Annotated in this window: 16 protein-coding genes; 7 read left to right on the top strand and 9 right to left on the bottom strand. The window is 70.8% G+C overall.

Translation table 11 applies throughout. From position 1 onward, the window contains the following. Positions 1-122: 122 nt before the first annotated feature. The 6 genes from ACN261_RS07795 to ACN261_RS07770 form a co-directional block, all read right to left on the bottom strand. Complete coding sequence (locus ACN261_RS07795) at positions 123-1,244, bottom strand: polyprenyl synthetase family protein (protein WP_425849217.1); 1,122 nt, start codon at positions 1,242-1,244, stop codon at positions 123-125. After that, entirely contained in the window at positions 1,241-2,383 is a 1,143-nt protein-coding gene (locus tag ACN261_RS07790) for a DegT/DnrJ/EryC1/StrS family aminotransferase (RefSeq protein ID WP_425849214.1), read from the bottom strand. The genes ACN261_RS07795 and ACN261_RS07790 overlap by 4 nt, the downstream gene beginning before the upstream one ends. Before the next feature lie 13 nt (positions 2,384-2,396). Next, the gene (locus ACN261_RS07785) at positions 2,397-2,945 is read right to left on the bottom strand and encodes a cupin domain-containing protein (RefSeq protein ID WP_425849212.1); all 549 of its coding nucleotides are present in this window, start codon (positions 2,943-2,945) and stop codon (positions 2,397-2,399) included. A gap of 17 nt (positions 2,946-2,962) precedes the next feature. Further along, the gene (locus tag ACN261_RS07780; protein ID WP_421484624.1) at positions 2,963-4,075 is read right to left on the bottom strand and encodes a type III polyketide synthase; all 1,113 of its coding nucleotides are present in this window, start codon (positions 4,073-4,075) and stop codon (positions 2,963-2,965) included. Positions 4,076-4,187: 112 nt separating this feature from the next. Then, positions 4,188-4,946, bottom strand: a complete 759-nt coding sequence (locus ACN261_RS07775; protein WP_425849210.1) for a DUF3050 domain-containing protein — start codon at positions 4,944-4,946, stop codon at positions 4,188-4,190. Between the two features lie 105 nt (positions 4,947-5,051). Further along, on the bottom strand, positions 5,052-6,635 hold the full coding sequence (locus ACN261_RS07770) for an AMP-binding protein (RefSeq protein ID WP_421484622.1): 1,584 nt from the start codon (positions 6,633-6,635) through the stop codon (positions 5,052-5,054). 1,547 nt (positions 6,636-8,182) lie between these two features. On the opposite strand from ACN261_RS07770, the gene ACN261_RS07765 reads away from it, so the two are divergent. The 5 genes from ACN261_RS07765 (at position 8,183) to ACN261_RS07745 (ending at position 15,397) form a co-directional block, all read left to right on the top strand. Beyond that, complete coding sequence (locus ACN261_RS07765) at positions 8,183-10,918, top strand: BTAD domain-containing putative transcriptional regulator (protein ID WP_425849208.1); 2,736 nt, start codon at positions 8,183-8,185, stop codon at positions 10,916-10,918. A gap of 86 nt (positions 10,919-11,004) precedes the next feature. Next, entirely contained in the window at positions 11,005-12,075 is a 1,071-nt protein-coding gene (locus tag ACN261_RS07760; RefSeq protein WP_425849205.1) for a methyltransferase, read from the top strand. An 82-nt stretch (positions 12,076-12,157) separates the two neighbouring features. Further along, entirely contained in the window at positions 12,158-13,156 is a 999-nt protein-coding gene (locus ACN261_RS07755) for a methyltransferase (protein WP_421484619.1), read from the top strand. 78 nt (positions 13,157-13,234) lie between these two features. Beyond that, positions 13,235-14,149 (top strand): aromatic prenyltransferase, encoded by a 915-nt coding sequence (locus tag ACN261_RS07750; RefSeq protein ID WP_421484618.1) that lies wholly within the window; start codon positions 13,235-13,237, stop codon positions 14,147-14,149. 57 nt (positions 14,150-14,206) lie between these two features. Next, positions 14,207-15,397, top strand: a complete 1,191-nt coding sequence (locus tag ACN261_RS07745; protein WP_425849202.1) for a cytochrome P450 family protein — start codon at positions 14,207-14,209, stop codon at positions 15,395-15,397. A 112-nt stretch (positions 15,398-15,509) separates the two neighbouring features. Here the strand turns inward: ACN261_RS07745 and wrbA are convergent, their stop codons facing one another. After that, on the bottom strand, positions 15,510-16,118 hold the full coding sequence (gene wrbA / locus ACN261_RS07740) for an NAD(P)H:quinone oxidoreductase (RefSeq protein ID WP_425849200.1): 609 nt from the start codon (positions 16,116-16,118) through the stop codon (positions 15,510-15,512). Positions 16,119-16,470: 352 nt separating this feature from the next. On the opposite strand from wrbA, the gene sigJ reads away from it, so the two are divergent. After that, complete coding sequence (gene sigJ, locus ACN261_RS07735; protein ID WP_425849198.1) at positions 16,471-17,337, top strand: RNA polymerase sigma factor SigJ; 867 nt, start codon at positions 16,471-16,473, stop codon at positions 17,335-17,337. A 181-nt stretch (positions 17,338-17,518) separates the two neighbouring features. Next, positions 17,519-18,754 carry a cellulose binding domain-containing protein gene (locus ACN261_RS07730; protein WP_425849197.1) on the top strand — a complete coding sequence of 412 codons (1,236 nt, stop codon included), beginning with the start codon at positions 17,519-17,521 and terminating at the stop codon, positions 18,752-18,754. 27 nt (positions 18,755-18,781) lie between these two features. Here ACN261_RS07730 and ACN261_RS07725 read toward each other — a convergent pair whose 3' ends face one another. Continuing rightward, the gene (locus tag ACN261_RS07725; RefSeq protein WP_425849194.1) at positions 18,782-21,169 is read right to left on the bottom strand and encodes a low temperature requirement protein A; all 2,388 of its coding nucleotides are present in this window, start codon (positions 21,167-21,169) and stop codon (positions 18,782-18,784) included. Between the two features lie 233 nt (positions 21,170-21,402). Next, on the bottom strand, positions 21,403-22,887 hold the full coding sequence (locus tag ACN261_RS07720) for a ricin-type beta-trefoil lectin domain protein (protein WP_421484613.1): 1,485 nt from the start codon (positions 22,885-22,887) through the stop codon (positions 21,403-21,405). Positions 22,888-23,023: the final 136 nt, after the last annotated feature.

Genomic DNA, 23,023 nt, shown 5'->3' with positions numbered 1-23,023 from the left:
CCCCCAACCGTCGTCAGTGGACGGCTTCAACGTAACACCGTGCGTCTATGTGACGGTGGCGGTGCGCGACGTGCCGCCCCGCCTGGTCGCCGGGCGGCGGCGTCGAGCGGTGTCGAACCCGCTCACCAGCGTCGTTGCGTCGCGCTGACCGCCATCGCGGCGAGCCCACGACGACCGTGGGACGTGGCGTCGCTGGCCTCCAGCACGGCGAGGGCCCGCCCGGTGCGGCGGGTGATGTCCCGCTCGACGTGGTCGACCGCGCCGATGTCGGTGAAGATGCCCCGTATGCTGCGCAGTTCGTCGGCCGTGAGACTGGTGCCGATCCTGGCCCGGAGGTAGGCCGCAGCGGCCGGATCGCGGTCGTCGGCGTACCGCAGGGCCGTCGCGAGGAGCACCGTCCGCTTGCCCTCGCGCAGATCGTCGCCGGACGGCTTACCGGTCAACTCCGGGTCGCCGAAGACCCCCAGCAGGTCGTCACGCAACTGGAAGGCGATGCCGATGTCGACGCCGAAGGCGCGGTACGCGGCGACGAGACCGGCGCCCGCGCCGGCGACAGCCGCGCCGATGTGCAGCGGGCGCTCCACCGTGTAGGCGGCCGTCTTGTACCTGTCGATCCGTAACGCCGAGTCGACCTCCTCGTCGTTGCCGGCCTCGGCCCACAGGTCGAGCAGTTGGCCGGCCAGGACCTCGGTGCGCATGGCCGACCAGACGGGGCCGACCCGTTCGTACGCGTCGGCCGGGAGGCCGGCGTCGCGGATCATGTCGTCGGCCCAGCCCTGGGCCAGGTCCCCGGCGAGGATGGCGCTGCCGGTGCCGAACGACTCCGCGTCACCCGGCCAGCCGTGGTAGCGGTGGTGTTCGGCGAAGGCCACGTGCGCGGCGGGGTGACCGCGGCGGGTCGGTGAGGCGTCGATGATGTCGTCGTGGATCAGCGCCGACGCGTGGAGCAGTTCGAGCGCGGCACAGGTGTGACGTACCGCCTCCGCGGTGGGGCCGGCCTCGTCGCCGCCGGCACCGATCCACCCCAGCCAGGCGAAGGTCGGCCGTACGCGTTTGCCGCCGCGCAACACGTGACCCTCCAGCTCGGCGACGGCGGTGGCGAAGCCCGGCCCGATCGCGTCGGCCTCCGCCCGGCGGTCGACGAAGAACCGCCGCAGCACGGCGTCGATCGCCTCGGTGCCCACGGTCGTCCCGACCGCCGGACCGGCGGCCCGGTGCTCCACGACGGGTGGACGGGTGTTCACGCCGCTCCCGCCCGGGTCCGGGTGTGCAGCGCGGTGCGCAGGGTCGCCACGACCCGTTCCACCTGGTCGGGGGTGAGTTCGGCGTGCATCGGGATGGCCAGGTTGCGCCGGGCGAGGTCGGCGGAGACGGGGCAGTGCTGGCTGCTGGCGTAGACGGGTTGTCGGTGGCTGGCCCAGGTGCCGTGACCACAGCCGATGCCGTGCGTGCGCAGGGCGGTGGCGACGGTGGCGCGGTCGACGTCCGGATGCAGGGTGACCAGGTAGGACTGCCAGGCATGGCTGCGGTCGTCGGGTACGTGCGGCAGGGTGACGAGGTCCTCGTCGGCGAGCAGGTGGGCGTAGTGCGCGGCGACGGCACGGCGGCGGTCGAGGAGTTCCTCGACGCGGGTGAGCTGCACCTGGAGGATCGCCGCCGCGATGTCGGAGAGTTTGTAGTTGTAGCCGATCTCGGTGAACTCGGGAATGGGGAGGCCGACGACCTGGGCCTGGTCGAAGATGCTGCCGATGCCGAACGAGGAGCGCAGGCGCGCGTCGACGGCGAGGGCGGGATCGGTGGTGAGCAGGGCGCCGCCCTCACCGCTGGTGATGCCCTTGCGTCCGTGGAAGGACAGGCACGCCACGGGGGCCAGGGCACCGGCGGGTCGACCGCGGTAGGTGGCGCCGATGGCGCAGGCGGCGTCCTCGACGAGGAACAGCCCGTGACGTCGGGTGAGGTCGTTCAGCTCGTCGTAGTCCGCCGGCAGGCCGAGGGTGTCCACGGCGATGACGCCTACGGTACGGGGGCCGATCAGAGCGGCGACGGCCTCCGGGTCGACGGTGCCGGTGTCGGGATGTACGTCGGCGAAGACCGGGGTGGCGCCGACGTAGCGGGCGGCGTGGGCGGGCGCGGGGAAGGTGTAGTCGGCGACGATCACCTCGTCCCCCTCGGTGACGCCGAGGGCGAGCAGTGCCAGGTGCAGGGCGGCACCGCAGTTGCTGACCGCGACCGCGTCGGCCACGCCGTACCGGCGGGTGAGGTCGGCTTCCAGTGCCTTGCCGCTCGGCCCCTGGCCGGCCGGCCAGCCCGAGGAGAACACCTGCGCGACCGCGGCCAGTTCCCGCTCGCCCAGACTCGGTCGGACCAGAGGAATCGCGTCCACTCTCATCTCCCCACTACGCCGGATTGCCGTTGGTGCCGGTCAGGGCCGGGAGGCCGTAGCGCAGGGGGGTGATCTGGTCGACGTCGTACCTGTCGCGCAGTCGCTGCACGGCGGCGGGGTCCACCGATCTCCCTGCGGAGAAGATCTCCACGATCTCCTCGAAGTAGTGCTCGTGGTCGGGCGACGGATGACTCTGGAACAGCATCCGCGCCGGCTCGTCGGTGGAGTTGCGGAACGCGTGCGGGCAGCCGGCCGGGACGAACATGCAGCTACCCGGACCCGCCGTCACCACCCGGTCCCCGTCGGCGGACGCCCAGTCCTGCCACCCGTCCGGGGTGCGGGTGGTGGGTTCGAACGCCAGCAGGTCGAGTCGGCCGTCGAGGACGTAGAAGAACTCCTGCGCGTGGTGATGGGTGTGCGCCCCGACGTCGAAGCCGGGTGGCACCACCACCTCGAAGATCGACGTGGCCGAGCCGTGTGCCCCGGTCACCTTGAAGGTGACCTCCTGTGCCTTGGTGATCAGCTTGCGTCCCTCGCCGGGTGGGACGATGAGGCCGGTCATGCGATGGTCCCCTCTCCCTAGACCAGTTCCGGGTCGCGGTGCGGAACCGCGGCGGGGGGCGCCAGGTCCAGGGCCGCGTGGGTGTCGGTGCTCCAGCTGCCCACCGCCATCTCGGCGGTGATGCCGGGGCCGAAGGCCGCGATGATCCCGTGGTCGCCCGGGGACGGCGGGTCCTCGTCGAAGAGCCGGCGGGCGGCGTCGAGGACGACCGCGCTGGCGATGTTGCCGTACTCGGTCAGGGTCGCCCAGCTGTGCCGGAACATCTCCCGGTCGACGTCGAGGAACTTGGCGAGGTCGTCCAGGATACGCGGACCGCCGGCGTGGATGAGGTAGAAGTCGAGGTTGCCGACGTCCCAGCCGTGGCCGTCGGTGAAGCGGCGCAGCACCGGGGCGAGGGGTTCCATCGTGCCGGGCACCCGGCGATCCAGCTGGAAGTGGAATCCGGTGGACCGGACGGCGTAGGAGATCCAGTCCTCGGTGTCCGGGATCAGGTAGGAGGCGTTGCGTTCCAGCGTGATGCCGGTGCCACCGTGGCCCCGCACCACGGCGGCCGCCACGGCGTCGCCGAACAGCCCGTCGGACAGCAGCGAACCGACCCCGTCGTCGGTGGGTTGGTAGCAGAGCGAGCAGAGCTCACAGGAGACGATCAGCACGTTGCCCTCGGGGTACGCGGTGCAGAAGTCGTGCGCCCGGTTGATCGCCGTCCCACCGGCCGCGCAGCCCAGCTGCGCGATCGGGAGCTGCCGGGTGTCCGGTCGGAAGCCCATCGTGTTGATCAACCAGGCGGTCAGCGACGGCATCATGAAGCCGGTGCACGACACGTAGATGATCGCGTCGATGTCCCGCGCGGTCACCCCGGCGTGTGCCAGGGCCTGCTCGATGACGCCCGGACAGCGTTTCTTGGACTCGATCTCGTAGATCCGGTTGCGCTCCTCGAAACCCGGGTGGCGCAGCGCCTGCTCGATCGGCTGCACGATGTGCCGCTTGCGTACCCCGGTGTTCCCGATCAGTCGGAGCGCGAGCGGAAGCTGCGGGTTGCCGGCGTGGACCGTCCTGGCGAATTCCAGGGTCTCTTCCATCGTGACGACGTGTTCCGGTACACCCACCGACGGCTTGCACAACGTAGGCATCTCGGGAATCCACTCTCTCTCGGCATTCGGGGGTCACCGGCCGCTGGTCTGGTCGGGGCGTCCGGGCACCCAGGTCCCGACCCTGACCGGCGGTCCGGCGGGACGTGATCGATCAACGAACTGCGTCGAACTCCGCGAGCACCCCGTCCCAGAGGCCGATGCGTGCCCTGATCGCCGCGATGCTGACGGCGGTGGCCTCGGCCTCACGCTGCGGGTCCCCGTCGCAGAGCGCGGCGAGCAGCCGCAGTGCGAGCGGCCCGTGTTCGTCGTGGTCGAGGGCGATGTGGCGGTCGAGGTAGTGACGGAACACCGGCGCGTTGGCGAGTACGTCGTCGACGTTGGCGCGGACCGCCGAGAAGACGTCGGGCAGCAGGTTCTCCCGGCCGTGGCAGAACGACGACGCCACCTCGTGCGGTGCGCCGTCCAGCGCCACGGTGAGGGTGTGGCCGACGAAGTCGCGGACACTCGGCGGGATCCGCTCGTCCTTGAGCGCCGCCATCGGGCTGACACCGTCGTCGAGTGCGGCGAGGAACCCGTCGATCGGCGCGGTGTCGGCGCCGACCTCGTCCATGGCCCGTCGGTACAGCTCGAAGTGGCTGACGTGACCCCCGCCGATGTCCTCGTCGGTCTCCTCGGCCAGGACGATCTCCAGGATGAACCGGCCGTGCTCGGCGTGCCCCCGGGGTCGCCAGGGCAGGGTCACCGAGGTCACCTCGGTCTGTAGGCGCTTGAGCAGGGTGAAGAAGTCCCAGACGGCGAAGACGTGGTGCTTCATGAAGATCCGCAGCCGCTCCTCGGTGGAGATCTGCGCATAGAGGGGGTGGTCGATCAGCCTGGCCCGTGCCGTGTCGAACTCAGCAAGCGCGGTCAACTTCTTCTCCCGGTCAATCGATGGGATGTCGTGGGGGTTCGCCGACGCGACGGGGACGGCCGGCACCGTGGGTCGGGCCCGCGACCGCCGCCGTGGCGGTGCCCGTCAGCTCCGCTTCTCCAGCTCACCCTGGAGCCGGTGTGACAACGCGATCCGCTGGACCTTCAGGGTGCCGGTACGGGGCAGGTCGGCCTGTGGGATCTGGATCGGGGCGGCCAGTTGGGGGAACCTGGCGGCGGCGGCACGCCATCGGTCGGGGTCGAGCGGCTTGTCGTCCCGGGTGCAGATGACCGGGATCGGCTCGGAGTTCGGGCCGGGCACCACGACCAATTCGGTCAGTTCCTCCAGTTCGCCGAGCATGACGTCCTCGACCTCCAGCGCGCTGCGCAGCCCGGGGATCATGTCGACCTCCCGGTCGAACATGTGCAGGCAGCCGAACCTGGTCCGGTAGCCGACGTCCCCGGTGCGCCACCACTCGTCGTCCCGGTTGGTGTCGTACCGCTCCTGCTCGGCGAAGTAGGTCTTGGCCAGGCCGGGCCAGGCGACCTCGATGAATCCGGGATTCGTCTCCGAGGGCCGCCTGCCGTTGCGGCTGACCACCCGGATCCGCGCGCATCCCGGCATCGCCCAGCCGACACAGCGGCCGTTGGCCCGGTGGGCGGAGTGGCGGAAGTACGGTCGGCCGACGGCCGGACCGACCTCGCTCTGGCCGTAGATCTGGAAGAACAGCGCTCCCCGCCGCTCGGACGACCTGAGCAGCCGGCTCATCGTCCGGGGGTGGATCGCGTCGAACGTCGTGCTGAAGTACTTGATCGACGCGAACGGCTTGCGCCGGTCCTCGGTGAGGCGCTCCCACTCCATCAGCGAGTTGGGGAGCACCTCGATGAATCCCGGCCGGTTGGCGAGGAACAGGTCGGCGACGCGGTCCGGATCGGACTCCCGCATGAGCAGCACGGGCATCGCGAAGAACAACGCCAGTGCCATCGCTGCGAACATCCGTGAGTGCACGAAGGAGATGTGGATCGCGACCGTCTCCCGGCGGCGCATCAGCGACAGCAGCCGCCACTGCGGCGTGAGCCGGGCACCCATGGTCTGCGGCGTGTGCACGACGAGTTTGGGTAGACCGGTGGTGCCCGAGGTGTGGGTGATCATCGCCGGCTCGTCGAACTTCCGGCACACCGGTGTGATCCGCGGGGAGCCGGCGAGGTCGGCGAGCGACGCCGTACCGGGGCGGTGTCCCGTCACGGTGACCACCCGCCTGGTGAGTTCGGCGAGGGGCACGTCGGCCAGGTCGTCGAGCTTACGGTCATCGGTGAGCAGGTTCGGCTGCTCCAGCCGGCCGAGGAGCGCGCCGACGGTGGCGGCGTCCAGGGCGGGCGAGAGCAGCACGGGCACCGCGCCGATGCGCGACGCGGCGCTCGCCAGCACCCAGACGTCGAAGTTGGCGCTCTTGTAGATCGCGATCCGTTCTCCCGGTCGGACCCCGGCCGCCCACAGCCGGGCCGCCAGGTCGTCCACGTGGCCGGCGATCTCGGCCACCGTCAGCCGCCGGCCCGCCTGCGGGAGGACGTCCAGGTCGTGGTCGAGGGTGAGCAGGGTGGACCTGTTCCGGGCCGCGGCCATCTGCGGTACGAGGCCGAGGTGCAGGCCGTCCTTCCGGATGGAGCGGTGGATCGCGGAGCCCTTCATCTGAACCGCCTCCTCGGGATCTCTGACGGCCGTTCGGGCCGTTGTTGCGTACCGGTGCGGGTGAGGGGTCCGCGCCCCTGCGGCGCGGGGTGCACCGGCCCGGCCGGGTCGTGATCCGGCCCGGGACGCGGCGACCTCGATCTGGAGGAGTCGCCGGTGCGTGGACGGTGCCGGTGCGGTGACGCGCCGACCCTGCTCTGCTACGGCTGTGCCCATCTGCGCCGGTCGACATCGGTCCCGGCGTCCTGCTCCCGCTGCCGGGTGCGCTACCTCGCACAGCATCGGGTACGGGGCTTGACCCGGACTGTCCGGCGGCTTGGTGCCGGCTTGGCGCGGTCTTGGACCAGCTCGCCGGTCAGGCGATCCACCGGTGCGCCACACCCGGTCGTCACGACCTCCCGTCCTCGCCGCCGGCCGTCTCCGGGCGGTCCCGCGGGACGAACTGCCAGTGGCCCGGTGCGCCCCCGCTTTTCTGTCCGGGGCCAGGTATCCGACATTCGTGCCCGCGGTACCGCCCTGATGTCGACCGGGACTGCGGTTGGTCGGAAACCGGAATCGGGGCGGTTTCGTCGACGCGCGCTCTCGTCGTTCCCGGTAGGGGAAACCGTACTCCGTCGCCGGTCGGCAGTAGTCCCGCGAGTTCGCGCATATGCGCCGGTGACGCGTATTGGTGAGGTCGACAGGTGAGGAAGCCTGGCGGCGGACCGTCCTCCGGGACCACGTGTCGAAAATTCGTTTGCAATAACAATGGATCACCACCGCCGGTGTCGTCGATTACCGACCACCGCGTCGGGTGGTCCGGTCGGCGGGTCGCTGTCAAGTCGGCTCCAAGTCGGCACCAAGCCGGTGGCAAGAGGGATGCCGGAAAATGGTGCCGCGCCGACTGGCCCGCTGTAGTTGCCGGCGACGTCACGCGTCGACGGGGGCGCCGATCGGCCCCGGTGTCGTACGGCCGGTCGGTTGCTCCCTGGCTGGTGTGCCCGCGCGGACCCGTGGCTCGGGCGCGGTTGGCTGGTCCGGCCCGGCGGTGCACGCGGGATGCCGGGTCGTGCGGGTCCGGGTGGATGGACTGCGGCCGCCGCCCGGCTGGCCCTGGGCGGGCCCGGACCGCGCCCGCCGCAAATGCGCAGGGCAGCATGGACTCACCCCGGCCGGCAGCCGTGATCGCGCATAAGGGTACGCCGAAGTGGCACCGTGATCATCCATGCGGCGGAAACCCGACACCATCCACCCCGGCCAAACATCGTGACGCCTTTTCCGTGATGTCAACGGGTGCCCGAAGCGAGCGCGTCCGGACTCGATACCGTCAATGACCTGCATCGATTAGGCAAGGTTATGGCGCTTATTGCCACCACCTCCGGTCGGCGGTAGCGTTTTGCCCGGCAACTTGAGCGCAGCCTAGGTAGCCGCGGGGGAAGGGGCACCGTCATGCGGCCTGCGGTCCATGCTCACGTAACGGGCAAGCGGGACCACAAACCATTTGGTATCGTCGCACCGGACCTGTGTCGTTGCGCATCTTCCGCTGTTCACGCCGGAAGTGCCGACGCATGATCAATATCGCTGTCACGGGGTCCTCATTCCGTACCGCGTCGGACCCCTCCCGAAGTGACGATCCGCGGGCCGCCTGCCGGGTCCTGGCGGAGTTCCGCGCGCTGGGGCCGCTGGAGGCGGTGGTCGCGGGCCGACTGGTCGATCTGGGCGCACCGAAGCAGCGCGCGCTGCTGGCGTTGCTGGTGAGCCGGGCCGGTCAGCCGGTGGCGGTCGAGGTGATCCTGGAAGCGCTGTGGGCGGAGCACCCGCCGCCGTCGGCGATGACCTCGTTGCAGGCGTACGTGGCCAATCTGCGCCGGGTGCTGGAGCCGGACCGGGCACCACGGACCCCCGCCACGGTGTTGCGCACCTGCCCGCCCGGCTACCTGCTGGACAGGCGGGTGGTGGACGTCGACGTCCACCGGTTCAGCGGACATGCCACGGCCGGCTGGCAGGCGTGGGACCGGGGCGACGCGCAGCGGGCGTTACGCGAGTTCGAGACCGCCCTGTCGCTCTGGCGTGGGCAGGCATACGCGGAGGTGGCGTACGCGAGCTGCATCGTGCCGGAGGTGGCGCGACTGGAGGAGTTGCGGCTGTCGGTTGTCGAGGCGCGCTGTGCGGCGCTCCTGGCGGTCGGCGCGCACGAGGTGGCCGTCGCCGAACTCGACGCGTTCGTCCACGCCTATCCGTTGCGCGAGTACGGCTGCGAGCTGTTGAGCCTGGCGTTGTACCGGGCAGGCCGGCAGGCCGACGCGCTGGGTGTGCTGCGGGCGACCCAGCGGCGGCTGTCCGAGGAACTGGGCATCGACCCCCGACCGTCACTGCAGCACCTGGAACGCGAGATCCTCAACCAGGTGCCGGCGCTGGAGTGGCGGCCCGCCCCGCCGCTCGCGGTGCCGACCGGGCCCGACCGGCCCGTCGCCACGGGGCGGGCCCGGACGACCGGCCCGCTGGCACCGGTGGCACCGTCGCCGCTGGTGGACGGCGAGGTCTTCGTCGGCCGCGAGGACGCCCTGCGGCAACTGCTCGACGCGTTGAACGGGGCGACCGGTCGGGGCCGGGTGGTGACCGTCTCCGGTGAGCCCGGCATCGGCAAGACCAGCCTGCTGCGCCGGTTCGCCATGCTGGCCGGTGCGCCGGTGCTCTGGGGCAGCTGCCCGGAACACGTCGTCGCACCGCCCCTCTGGTTGTGGGAGCAGATCCTGCGGGCGGCCGGCACCTGCTTCCCGCACCATCCCGTACCCGCGCCGGTGGCCGAACTCCTCAACGGCGACCACCAGCAGATGGCGGACGGCACCGAGGTGGCCACGGCCACGCTGCGCCGGTTCGAGGCGATCCTGCACTACCTGACCGACGCTTCCCAGGCCGCACCCCTGGTGATCGTCTTCGATCACCTGCACCGGGCCGACGCGAGTTCCCTGAGGTTGCTGGCCCACCTGGCCGAGTCGGTGCCGGAGAACCGCCTCCTGCTGGCGGTGTCCTACCGGTCGGGGGAGGCGGCGTCCCTGACCGAGACGCTTGCCGCACTCGCCCGCTCGGAGCTGACGCGGATAGAGCTCGCCGGTCTGGACGTCCGGGAAACCAGGTGCCTGGCGAGCGACCTGCTGCACCGTGAGGTCGGTAGGCCGACCGCGGAGGGGCTCTGGGAACGCACCGAGGGCAACCCGTTCTTCCTGCGGGAACTCATCAAGCTGTTGACCACCGACGAGCATCTCGCGCATCCGCACACGGTGCCGGTGCCCGTGCCGGTACGCGAGGTGGTGCTTCGGCGGATGGGCTGTCTCCCGCAGTCCGCCCTCGACGTGGTGTCGGTGGCCGCCGTCGCCGGCCGACACTTCGCCATCGAGATCGTCGCCGAGGCGGCCGGTATCGGGATCGAGTCGGCGTTGGAGATCATGGACGCCGCCGGTGCGGTGGGTCTGATCGTCGAGGACGAGCAGCGACTGGGATGGTTCCGTTTCACCCACGCCCTGGCCGCCGAGGCGCTCTACGAGTCGATCGGACGACTGCGCCGGGTCAGGCTGCACCGACGGATCGGGGTGGCTGCGGCCCGGGCCTGGGCGGGTGTTCCGGAACGGGCCGCCGAGATCGCCCGGCACTGGCTGCTGGCCGCCGAACTCGATCCCGCAGCCGCCGCCCGCGCCTGTACCTACGCGGCTGTCGCGGCACGGGCGGCCGACACCCGACTGGCGTTCGGGGAGGCCGCCACACTCTGGCGGCAGGCCCTGACCGCCGCGGAGCTGGCCCAGCGGGAGGACTTCGACAGGTATCCGCTGCTGCTCGGTCTGGGCACCAGCCTGTACCGCGCCGGCAACCCGCGCGACGGGTTGCCCGTGTTCGTCCAGGCCATCGAGGAGGCACTGGTCATGGGGGAGTCCCGTGGCAAACCGGCCACCTCCCGGCTGGTAGCCGTGGCGGCGGCGGCGGTCGGCGAGCCGCTCTGGCGTCAGTCAGGCGACGGTGAGGTCGGCCGTCGGCTCGTCGACGCACTGGAGCGCGCACTGGCACAGGTGACCGACCCGGTGTCCCATGCCCTGCTGCTGTCCTGCCTGGGCGTGGCCCGCATGCGTGACGACGACCGGGGTCGCCGGGTCGCCCTTCCGGACGAGGCGCTGCCACTGACCCGGCTCGCGAACGGCCGCCTGGCCCTGACCGACCTCCCCCAAGTCGATGCCAACCGGTCGAACAGTCCCGGCCAAGCCCGGTGGTCGATGCTCGACGGCAGATCCGATCAGGGACCGAGCCCTAACTGACCAGCAGCCGGTCCCGGGACGTTCCGTGGTGGGTGCCGGTGTCGACTGCCGTGCCGCGGCAGCAAACAATTCGGAGGGATCAGTACATGACGCCAGAAGCCACGCTCGCCCGGTTCCGTGAGTACATGGTGGGGCCGACGCGATTCATGAATCTGCTGTCCTGTTTCGAGCTCGGGCTGATCGATCGGTTGCGGGAGAACCCGGGGCTGACGGCGGTGAAGCTCGGTGACGCGGTGGGGGTGAAGCCGGATGCGGTGGAGCAGCTCCTGCAATTGATGGTCAAGGAGGGCTTCGTCGCGTACGACGAGGGTTCACGCGCCTACTCGCTGGACGCCCTCGGCGGCGTCGCGGAGACCGACCTCGACCGCGCGCTCGCCTTCATGAAGATGATCAAAGTGGCCATGCTCCGGCAGATGTTCTATCTCACCGAGAGCGTGCAGACCGGAACGCTCGTGGGGCTCAAGGAGTTCTACGGTTTCGACGGCACGCTCTTCGACGCCGCGGCCGAGCACCAGGACATCCTCGAGTCGTGGGGCCGGCTGGCGCAGTTGGAGACCGGCCACGTCTACGGCTGGTTCTTCGAGAACCTCGACATTCCGCCCGGCGCCCGGGTGCTCGACCTGCTCGGCGGCAACGGTCTCGGATCGATCATGACCTACCGGTCGAAGGCGTCACCGGGCCTGCACGTGACGAACTTCGACGCGCCCGGCAAGGAGGAGGAGTCGCTGCGCAACTTCCGGGAGCACGGCGTCGAGGAACACTGCTCGTTCGTCGGCGGCGACATCTTCACGGATGTCCCGACCGGGTTCGACGTGGTGCTGATCAAGCACTACCTCGACATGTACGACAGGGGTGACGTGCTCAGGATCCTCAGGAGCGCCAACGGAGCCCTGGAGGTCGGCGGTCAGCTCGTGATCCTGGCGCCGGTCTATCCCGAGGACATCACCGATCGCGACGACTCCCAGGTCGACTTCTTCCCGACGTTCCTGCTCGGCTGCGCCACCGCTCAGGGCGGGTTGCAGAAGGTGTCGACGTACCGCGACTGGCTTGCCGAGTGCGGCTTCGAGCTGACCCGGGTGGTCGGCAAGGACCCCGCCGACATCCCACCGGACGCCATCCCGAGGCGGTTCATCCTCTTCGCGACGAAGACCGCATGACCAGTCGGGACCGGAGCGTTCCACCGACCCCCGTCGCCGGCACCGGGTGCGCACTGCACCCCCACACCCGAGCAGGAGCAGCATGACCAGCGACCAGCCCACCCCGGACCGCATCATGCACCTCGTCAACGGCTACTGGGCCACCGGCATCCTCGGCGCGGCGGCGAGCCACTCGCTCTTCACCCACCTGGAGGCCGGCGCGGACACCGCCGGCGGGTTGGCCCACCGGTCCGGCATCTCCGAGCGCGGCGCGCAGACCCTCCTGGACGGGCTCGTCGGTATCGGCCTGGTCGAGCTGCACGACGGTCGCTACCGCAACACCGCCGAGGCGAGCACCTTCCTGGTCGAGGGGAAACCCACCAGCCTGAGCGAGTTCGCCACGCTCAAGATGACCCACATGGCTGCGCTGGCGGACCTGCCGGAGGTGGTCCGTGCCGGCGGACCGATCAGGGCCGCGACCGTGGAGGTCGCCGACAACCCCCACTGGAAGAAGGTGGTGACGGCCATCGCCCCGCAGTCCGTCCCGGTCACGGCGATCGTCGCCGAACTGCTGGGACTGGCGCACGCCGGCGAGATCTCGATCCTGGATCTCGGCGGCGGATCGGGGATCTTCTCAGCCGCGTGGCTCGGGCTGAACCCGGCGGCCCGGGCCACCCAGCTCGACTGGGCGCCGATCAACGCGATCGCCCGCCGGCTGGTCGCCGAGCAGGGGGTCGCCGACCGTTTCACCTGCATCGACGGGGACTTCCACAGCACCGGGTTGGCGGCTGGCGCCTACGACGTCGTGGTCTACTCCCACGTGGCCCACCAGGAGGGGCCGGAGGACAACACGGCCCTCTTCGCGAAGGTGCGCGGCGCCCTCCGGCCCGGCGGCACCCTGGTCATCTGTGACTACGTGGTCGACGACGACCGGAGCGGCCCCTCCTTCTCGTTGATCTTCGCGGCGGAGATGCTGCTCAAGAGCAGGCGGGGCGGCACCTGGCGGCGGGCCGACTACCAGGCCTGGCTCGCCAAGGCCGGTTTCGACGACGTCACCTTCCACCCCACTCCGTCGCCGACCACGGTGATCCTCGCCCGCTAGCCGGGCCAACCCATGCTTCTGCCGCTGCCGACGGGTCGGCCCGTGCTCCGCGCGCCGGCCCGGACACCTGGAGGATGAATGTCCGAGCACGCCGAGTCAGCAGACCTGTATTCGGCCATCGAGGAATCGGCCCGGTTGCTGGAGGTGCCCTGCTCGCGTGAGCGGGTCCAGGCCATCCTGGACGCGTACGCGGATTCGCTGCCGAGTGCCGTCATCGCACTCCGGGTGGCGACCGGGGCGCGGTACCAGGGGGATCTCGACTGGCGCTTCACCGTCGGCAGGGAGACCGACCCGTACGCCGTGGCGCTGTCGAACGGGCTCACCGGGCGGACGGACCACCCGATCGGTGCCCTGCTCGCCGAGGTCCGCGAGGACTGCCCGATCGCCGGTTACGGCATCGACTTCGGCGTGGCGGGCGGGTTCAAGAAGATATACGTCTTCTTCCCGCCGGACGGCATGCAGTCGCTGGCCACGCTCGCCGGATGTCCCTCGATGCCCCGCAGTCTGGCCGACAACATGGAGTTCTTCGCCCGTCGCGGCCTCGACGACAGGGTGAACACCTTCGGCATCGACTACCGGCACCGGACGGTGAACGTGTACTTCGGTGCGCTGCCCGACGCATGCCTCACCCCCGAGGGCGTCCTGTCGATGACCCGTGAACTCGGTCTGCCCGATCCGGGCGAGCGGATGCTCCGGCTCGCCCGGCATTCCTTCGGCATCTACGCCAGCCTGGGCTGGGAATCCTCGGCGGTCGAGCGATTCTGCTTCGCCGTGATGACGCCGGATTCGGCATCCCTCCCGGTGCCGTTGGAACCGAAGATCGAGCAGTTTCTCCAGGGGCTGCCCAACAACGCCGCCGACAGCAGGTTCGTCTACTACGCAGGGGTGTCGTCGACCGGTGAGGAGAACTACAAGGTCCAGTCGTACTACAACTGGCAGCCCCGGATGCTGGACCAGATGCTGCTGTCCGACTCCGGCACGGCGAGCGGGTGACGCCGCGCGTGTCGTCCCGGTCCGTAACCGTCGCCGTGTGAGAGAGCAGTGGTGCTGATGAGCGACTCCCCGGACGTCCTCGACCTGACCGGTACGGTGCAGGACTTCCTCACCTCGATGCACGCCGCCGGACCGGTCCGGCAGGTGCGGCTACCCAACGGCGTGCCGGTCTGGATGGTCACCCGGCACGCCGAGGTGCGCGAGGCGCTGAACGATCCCCGCCTGTCCAACCGGGACCAGCACGACTGGTTCGACCAGGGCGCGTTGAGTCCACAGGTGCGGTCCGCGATGAACACGTCGATGCTGCGTATCGACCCGCCCGACCACACGCGGCTGCGCAGGCTGGTCGCCAAGGCCTTCGTGCCCCGACGGATCGAGGCGCTGCGGCCCCGGGTCGAACACCTCTCCGGTGATCTGCTGGATCGGCTCGCGGCCGGGGCCGACGAGGCGGATCTCATCGCCGGGTACGCGTCCCCGTTGCCCGTCCAGGTGATCTCCGAACTGCTCGGGGTGCCGGTCGAGGACCGGGCCAACTTCCGGAGGTGGGCCGACGCGTTCAGCGCCGGGCTGGGAGCGCCGGTCTTTCCGGTCCGCGAGGTCACCGACTTCGTGGCGCACCTGCAGGGGTTGGTCGCCCGGCGTCGGGTGGACCCGGACGACGCGCTGCTGTCGGCGTTGATCGCCGCCCGGGACCAGTCCGACCGGCTCACCGAGGACGAGCTGATCTCGACGGCCTTCCTGTTCGTCGTCGCCGGCCACGAGACCACGACGAACCTGATCGGCAACGGTCTCTACCTGCTGCTGCGGACCCCGGAACTGGCCGACCACATCCGGGCCCACCCCGAGGACCTGCCCCAGGCCATCGAGGAGTTCCTCCGGTACGAGAGCCCGGTGACGGGTGCCGCGTTGCGCACCGTCACCACGGCGATGAACCTCTTCGGTACGGAGGTGGCGGCGGGGGATCTGGTCATGGTGTCCCTGCACGCGGCCAACCGGGACGACGCCGCGTTCGCCGACGCCGACCGGTTCCTGATGAACCGTGAGCGCAACCCGCACCTCTCGTTCGGCTACGGCATCCACTTCTGCATGGGGGCACCGCTGGCCCGGATGGAGGCACAGGTCGCCATCGGGGACTTCCTGGCCCGGTTCCCGCAGGCCCGCCTGGCGGTGGACGCCGACGCGATCGAGTGGCACCCGGGCCTGCTCACCCGGGGGTTGTCCGCACTGCCGGTCCGGCTCGCCGGTTGACGCCGTACGTCACCGACGTCGAGGGGTGACCGCCGCCGGTCGGGCCGGGACCGTCAGGTCCCGGCCCGACCGGCGCGTGACACCCTTCCCCCGGCTGTCGCCGCAGGTCGGATCAGGCGGGGCGGCCGGCCTTCAGCGCGGCCATGGTGTCGACCACGCGGCGGGCCTGGTAGCGGGCCGCCTGGAGGGTGACGTCACCCGGCGCGCCACCGCCGGCCACGTGGGAGGTGCCGTAGGGGTTGCCCGACTGGAACTGGATCGGGTCGGTGTAGCCGGGAGGAACGATGATCCCGCCCCAGTGGTAGAAGACGTTGGACAGCGACAGGAGGGTCGACTCCTGCCCGCCGTGTGCGCTGTTCGAGGCGGTGAAGGCCGAGTAGACCTTGTTCGCGAGCTTGCCGTGGAACCACAGTGGACCGAGGGTGTCGAGGAATGCCTTGAGCTGGCTCGACACGAGGCCGAAGCGGGTGGGGGTGCCGAACAGGGCCGCGTCGGCCCATTCCAGGTCGTCGCCGGTGGCCACCTCGACGTCGGCGGTGTCCTGGACGTGCTGGGCCCACTCCTCCCTCGCGTTGACGGCCTCGGCCGGCGCCGTCTCGGCCACCTTACGCAGGCGTACGTTCGCGCCGGCCTTCTCCGCCCCCTCGGCGGCGGCCTTGGCCAGCGTGTGCACGGTGCCGGTGGCACTGTAGTAGATGATCGCGAGGTTCACTGGTTCCATGATCGTTCTCTCCCGGTCGGCGGGGCCGTGACGATGGCCGTGGATCAACTGCTGACGGAGCGCGGGCCGAAGCCACCCCCGGTGAGACCGGCCGGCACCGATGGCGCGACGGTCCCGGTGTCGCCCGGGGCGGGATTCATGTCAGGTTCTCCCTGCGGTTTGCTGGGATAGTGTTCGGCCTACCGATACGACGAAACAGCCCTGCCGAATGTCAGGCGGCGCTTCGATTCCGCAGCCGCGGGTGCCGTCGGTCGAACCGGTGGGGAAGCGGACGATCAAGGGAGTCGGCGTCAGCATGACCAACCCCAGCGGGCCCGGACTGGACTGGCTCGAGGCGGCTCCGAGCGGGCCCGTGAGCGAGCGGCCCCAGCTCATCGGTCTCGCGTACCGGTTGCTCGGCTCCCTGGCCGACGCCGAGGACGTCGTGCAGGAGGCGTACGCCCGCTGGTATGCCCTCTCCCCCGACCAGCGTGGAGCCATCGAGACCCCGGGTGCCTGGCTGACCAGGGTCGCCGGCCGGATCTGCCTCGACGTGCTCGGCTCGGCCCGCGTCCGGCGGGAACGTTACGTGGGGGAGTGGCTTCCGGAGCCCCTGCCCGACAGTGCCGAGTGGACCGGCGACGGTACGGGTGACCCGGTCGACCGGGTCACCCTGGACGAGTCGATCAGCATGGCCTTCCTGGTGGTGCTCGAATCGACGACACCGGCCGAGCGCGTCGCGTTCATCCTGCACGACGTCTTCCGGTACTCCTTCGCCGAGGTGGCCGAGGTCGTCGGCCGTACGCCCGCCGCGTGCCGCCAGTTGGCCTCGTCCGCCCGTCGCCGGGTGCGCGGGTCGTCGGCGCCCAGGGTGCCGGCAGCCCGGCAGGCCGGTGTCGTGCGGGCCTTCAAGCAGGCGTGGGAGGACACGGACATCGACGCGCTCGTCGGTCTGCTGACGCCCGACGCCACCGCGACCGGCGACGGCGGCGGACTGGTCAGCGCCGTACTCCACCCGATCGAGGGTGCAGAGCAGATCGCGCGTTTCTTCGCCGGTCGGGGCGGTGCGGCCTCCGGCGTCCGGCTCCTGGAGCGCACGGTCAACGGGCAGCCCGGTCTGGTGGCGCAGGTGGCGGGCGTCGTCGGGGCGGTGCTGGCGTTCGACGTCGAGGGTGACCGGATCAGGCGCATCTGGACGGTCCTCAATCCCGACAAGCTCCGCGCCTGGACGGCCGGCTGAGCTGCGGGGCGGTTCCCGGGGAGCAGGCGGGCGGGAGGGTCGCGGGCGGGCCGGGTCCGGGCCCGCCCCGCAGCCGGTGCGCGGGCCGGTGTCGGACCCGGTCGGGGCGAGGTGGCCCGGAAACCGCACCGGTTGGTGCAAGCCGTTGACAGGCTTCGATGTGTTGCCGCACCGTGGACGTATGCCAGGGGTCCGTTCGTCCGCGTCGCGCCGCCGCGTGCGGCCCGGCCTGCTCGCCGCCGTCGTCTCGTCGATCGCCGTGTTCGGCGTGGGAGTGGTCGCCGTACCGGCCGCCGGTGCCGGCACCACGACGCTCCCCGGACCGTCCGCCGGTGGGCTCCCCGGGGTCGCGCCCGCACCCGCCGCGGCGCCCCTGAGGGGAGCGGCCGCGCCGCCGCCCACGGCACCCACCACCCCGCCGGGGACACCGAACACCTCGCCCTTCCCGCCGGGCGTGCCCACGAACGTCACCGCCAGCGAGGTCAGGACGAGGTCGGTCGCCCTCACCTGGACGGCCGCGACCCGCGGCTGCTGCGCCATCGCCGGCTACGACATCACGTACTACAGCCCCTTCGACGACGTCGTCATGTCGGCAAGCGTCGGTGACGTCACCACCACCACGATCAGCAACTACATCACCCCGGGCCGGCAGTACCTGTTCCGGATCGCCGCCCGCGACGTCGTCGGGCACCGCTCCCTGTCGTCGGAGCCGGTCACCGTGGTCACCCCGGTCACCGACACCGGGCCGGACACCACCCCGCCGAGCGCGCCGCAGAACCTGACCCTCGGCGACGTGACCGACTCGACCGCCACGCTGTCCTGGTCACCGTCGACCGACGACGTCGGGGTGAGCGGCTACAACGTCTACCGCTTCGACGGCTGGTACAGCTCGTTCCTGGTCGCCACCGTGCCCACGACGACGTACACGATCGCGCTCCCGCCGCCGCCACCGCCGTCGACGCCGCTGCGGTACCAGTTCTACGTACGGGCCCGGGACGCGGTCGGCAACGTCTCGATCGCCTCCAACGCGGTGTTCGCGCCGACGCCGCCCACCCCGCCGACCACCACGCCACCGCCGACCTCCCCGCCACCGCCGTCCACCTGTCGGGTGACCTACCAGAACCAGTCCGAGTGGCAGGGCGGGTTCGTCACCGTCGTGACGGTCCAGAACACCGCGACCGCGCCGGTGGACGGCTGGACGCTCACCTTCAGCTTCCGGGGGGACCAGCAGATCACCTCCGGCTGGAACGCGACGACCGGCCAGAGCGGGGCCACGGTGACGGCCCGCAACGTCGACTGGAACCGCGTCGTCCCGGCGAACGGCTCGGTGAGCTTCGGCATCCAGGGCAGCTGGAGCACCAGCAACGCGCCACCGACCAGCTTCGGGCTCAACGGCAACCCCTGCACCGCCGGCTGAGCCCCGGGGGCGGGCCGCCGGAACCGGTCACGTCCGGGCGGGCCGCCGGGTCCGTGGGTCACCCTCCTGCACCCCCTCGACCACGGCGAAGACGACGCCGAGCACGGTCAGCAGCAGCAACGAGGCCACGGACGGCAGCGGGACGGTCACCGGTGCCAGGACGGTGACCACGCCCGCGCCGATGAGCCGGTGGCGGCTGACCGTCCGGAAGATCCGCAGCCAGAACATCTGGTTGCCGAACAGGTACAACGCCACCCCGAAGAACAGCATGTAGTGGCCCAGCAGGGCGCTGTGCCGCTCCTGTGACGCGGCCAGCGTCTGGTGCAGGCCGTAGGCGACCAGGACGATCCCGGCCATCATCGGCAGGTGCAGATAGGTGTACGCGTCCCGCGCGGCGCGGACCCGACGGTCCCCCTCGTAGGCCCCGAGGGCGATCCGGGCCGCGTCGATGCCGGTGAAGTAGCTCCACCAGATCGTGCCGAGGGCCACCACCGACGCGACGACGACGACGAGCGTGGGGGCGGAGATCGGCACGTTGTTGATGGAGATGCCGACGGAGAGCACCGCCTCGCCGACGGCGATCAGGATGACCAGGGCGTGCCGGTCGGCCCAGTGCCGGACCAGCCTGATCCGCCACAGCCGCCCACCGGCCCAGTACCCGGCGACGTACTGCACGAGCAGCGCGGCCACCCAGAGCAGCGTGATGGCCGGGTGCCGGGCGACCGCGTCGGGGGCGACCACCTCGATGACGGCGATCACCAGCAGGACGGCGATGGTGGCGGTCGTGGCGACGAACCGGGTACGGGTGCCCCGCAGGTCGGGGTTCTCCCGGACGATCTGCCGGAAGATCAAACCCTGTAGGAGCTGGACGCCGATGTAACACCCGACGACCAGCAGGGGGCCCGGAAGGCTGCCGGGCAGGGGGACGAAGGCCTGCGGGATCGCCAGCCCGATCAGCAGCACCGCCGTCATGATGCCCGCCGTGCACAGCCGCACCAACGTGCTGTCGTGCCGCACGGCGTTGGCGAGCCAGGTGTACGACGTCCAGGCCCACCACAGCAGCGCAAGCAGGATCATGCCCTGGGCCAGGCCGAGCGGGGTCGGAAACCGGTTCATCACTGCGGTGACCTCGATGAAGGCGTACACGAACACGAGGTCGACGAAGAGTTCCCGAGGGTCGATCGTCCCGACGTGGAGGCTCTCCTGCTCGACCGACTCGTGGAGTTGCCGGTGTTTTCGCCGGAAGAGGGTGTTGTCCAGCACCAGCATCGTGCAGACGGCGGCGATGAGCACCACCAGCGCCTGCACCTCGGAGATCCGGCCGACCACCGTCAGCAGCGCCGTCAGCAGCGCCACCCCCACCAGCGGACCCCGGCCCAGCAGCCGGACCGCCCGCCACTCCACCGCGACGAGGGCGCTCAGATAGAGCAGCACACCGCCGTACAGGACGGCGACGCCGGCCGACGGCCACGGCCTGGCGCTCCTCGGGGTGGCGTGCGTGTTGAGGTACTTCAGCCCCAGCGCGAGGAAGATCAACCCGCCGATCATGGGCAGGTGAAACCCGCTGTAGACGTCCCGGCCGACCCGGGCGCGCTCCCGCCCGGAGCTGGCCCGCAGGGCCCGTTCGATGATCACCTTGGCCAGGTCGAAGTAGCTCCACCACAGCGCGAAGACCACGGTGATGCCCAGCACCGCCCCGACGGCCAGCTGGACGGTCACCGGGCGGTCCACGCCGAGCCCCTCGCTGGCGCCGATCGAGATGATCGTCTCGCCGAGCGCGATGAGCACGATCAGGGCGTGCCGTTCGGCGAAGTGCCACGGCGAGACGACCCGCCAGCCGCCCTTGCTGGCCACCACGAGGATGAGCGAGTCGATCACGAGAGCGCTCGCGAACAGCACCGCCTGCACCAGGGCGGCGTCGACGGTCGTCGGCAGCAGTGGCGGCACCAGGTAGGAGGCGAGCAGCACCAGCCCGCCGGCGATGAAGATCAACCAGGCGGCGACCACCGACGGCCGTCCGCCCTCGCCCCGGTGGCTGACGAACGTGAGGACGCCCATGGCGGTCGCCCGGATCAGCAGATATCCGCAGATCAGCACCATCGGGCCGGGCAGCCCGCCGTCCCGGTCGGTGAACCCCTCGGGTATCGCGACCCCGATCGCCAACAGGGCGGCGGCGATGCCGAGCATGATCGGGGGCATGATCCCCCGGTCGAGGTGCACCACGTTGCCGAGCCAGACACACGGGGTCCAGCAGTGCCAGAGAAGGAGCATCACGAGCACGCCCTGGACCAACCCGAGGGGGCTGAAATGCTCGGCCATCAGCGTGGTGACGGCCAGGAACGCGAACACGAACAGCAGATCGACGAAGAGTTCGACCCAGCTCACATCGCCGATGGCCTCAGGGTCACGGGCCACCAGACGCCGACCCCCGGCCGTCGGGTGTGGCGCGGGATCATCCCTCCGCACCCGATAAGCCTCGCAAACCGGGCACGGCTTGTCCCGCCAACGTCGATTAGCGCAGCGAACGGTCGGAGCCGAGCGGACGTCACCTCCGCCGCGTACGCCACCGGGGGCGGGCCGGTGCCTCCCCGGGTGCGGGAGACACCGGCCCGGTCCGCGTGGTGCGGGAGCGGTCGCCGCTCGGGCCGTCAGGTCAGGGGCGTCAGGGTGAACCGCTGGTTGGTCTGCCCGTGACAGTCGTAGAGCTGGACCTGGGCCCCGTTGGCCGTGCTCCAGACGTCCAGGCAGCGCCCGGACTGCACGCTGCTGATGGTGCCGTTGGCGTTGATGTTCCACTGCTGGTTGGTCTGGCCGTGGCAGCCGTAGATCTGGACCGCCGCACCGTTGCCGGAGCCGGCCGCGTCCAGGCACATGTCGCCGTACACCCGGAGCTGTTTGCTCGTGGTGTACGTCCACGACTGGTTGGTCCCGCGGTTGCAGTCCCAGAGCTGCACCCGGGTGCCGTTGGCGCGGGAGGCGTTGGGCACGTCGAGGCACCGGTTGGACTGCGCGCCGACGATCAGGCTGGCGGCGCCGGGCGGGTTGCTCGGCGGCGGCGTGGTCGGCGGCGGGGTGGTCGGGATCGGGGGCGGGGTGTCCGACGGGATCGGCGGCGGGGTGGTCGCCGTCGGCGGCAGCAGCGGGCAGGTGCTGCGGTAGCTGACCACGCCGTTGTTGTCCGCCAGCGGGCAGAGGAACTGGCTGTACCGGGCGTCGTTGTCGACGAACATCTTGAGGAACGGCAACATGGTCCGGATCAGCACCGGGTTCGACCGGCCGACCATGAACCCGTGGTCGGCCCCCGCGACCTCCAGGTAGGCGCTCTCGGTCGTGGCCGGGAGGCTGTTGTAGAGCCCGGTGGCGTAGGACGGGGTGACCACCGTGTCCGCCTGCCCGGCGAAGACCATCGTGGGCACCCGGTCGTTGGCCAGGTTCGACGACGGTGAGTACGGCGCGATGCCGACCGCCGCCTTCAACGCCGGGCGGCGCAGCGCCGCGCTGAGCGCCCCGCCGCCACCCATCGAGTGACCGGAGACGGCCAGCCGGGTGGGGTCGATCCGGTCCCGCACCGGGCTCTGCTGCACCAGGTAGTCCAGCGCGGCGAGCAACTGGGTGCCCCGTGCGGTGTCGAAGTCGTTGCGGCTGTTGGTCTCGATGCCGATCACGACGAAGCCGTGCGAGGCCAGCCACGGCCCCATCCAGGCCAGCTCGACGGAGAACAGCGCGGTGTAGCCGGGTGAGATGGCGACCGCCCCGAAGGTGCCCTGGCTGGTGTCGGTCGGGTAGTAGATCCGGCCGCCGTTGAAGCCGTACCCGGTCGGGACGGCGACCGAGGTGTTGGCGAACGGACCGTTCACGGAGGCGACGCTGCTCCGGGTCGGGTCGGGGCCCCGCTGGTACGGGTTGTCGGCGGCCGAGGCCGTGCCGGTGGTCACCGTCATGGTGAACAACCCGACGACGGCGGCGGCGATCCCGGCTGCGGCGAGCGTGACCAGCCGGCGTCGCCGACGTGGGGAGACCCGGGCCGGGCGGTGCTGCGCCGGGGGCGGGGAGTGCGGTGCGTGTCCTCGCACTGTCGGTACCTCCTGGTGGTGGTGGGTGGCCCGTAGCGTGCTGTTAACGTTCACGTTCATCGATGGATTTCAGGTTGGCAGGTAATCCCGGGGTTTTCAACCGGTAGTTTCGAGCGAGTGACTGAAAAGTTTCGGGCCCACTCCGACGGGTGGTTGTGCGGCGGCCCTCCCCGGACGCCGTGGCGTCCGGGGAGGG

It is taken from the genome of Micromonospora sp. WMMD723, assembly GCF_049863385.1.
GTDB lineage: Bacteria > Actinomycetota > Actinomycetes > Mycobacteriales > Micromonosporaceae > Micromonospora > Micromonospora wenchangensis.
This window is presented reverse-complemented; position numbering and strand designations above follow the sequence as displayed.

Coding starts and splice junctions, on each gene's coding strand:
- ACN261_RS07785 (WP_425849212.1), bottom strand. CDS start 2,945: ATGACCGGCCTCATCGTCCCACCCGGCGAGGGACGCAAGCTGATCACC.
- ACN261_RS07780 (WP_421484624.1), bottom strand. CDS start 4,075: ATGCCTACGTTGTGCAAGCCGTCGGTGGGTGTACCGGAACACGTCGTC.
- ACN261_RS07770 (WP_421484622.1), bottom strand. CDS start 6,635: ATGAAGGGCTCCGCGATCCACCGCTCCATCCGGAAGGACGGCCTGCAC.
- ACN261_RS07765 (WP_425849208.1), top strand. CDS start 8,183: ATGATCAATATCGCTGTCACGGGGTCCTCATTCCGTACCGCGTCGGAC.
- ACN261_RS07760 (WP_425849205.1), top strand. CDS start 11,005: ATGACGCCAGAAGCCACGCTCGCCCGGTTCCGTGAGTACATGGTGGGG.
- ACN261_RS07755 (WP_421484619.1), top strand. CDS start 12,158: ATGACCAGCGACCAGCCCACCCCGGACCGCATCATGCACCTCGTCAAC.
- ACN261_RS07750 (WP_421484618.1), top strand. CDS start 13,235: ATGTCCGAGCACGCCGAGTCAGCAGACCTGTATTCGGCCATCGAGGAA.
- ACN261_RS07745 (WP_425849202.1), top strand. CDS start 14,207: ATGAGCGACTCCCCGGACGTCCTCGACCTGACCGGTACGGTGCAGGAC.
- wrbA (WP_425849200.1), bottom strand. CDS start 16,118: ATGGAACCAGTGAACCTCGCGATCATCTACTACAGTGCCACCGGCACC.
- ACN261_RS07730 (WP_425849197.1), top strand. CDS start 17,519: ATGCCAGGGGTCCGTTCGTCCGCGTCGCGCCGCCGCGTGCGGCCCGGC.
- ACN261_RS07720 (WP_421484613.1), bottom strand. CDS start 22,887: ATGAACGTGAACGTTAACAGCACGCTACGGGCCACCCACCACCACCAG.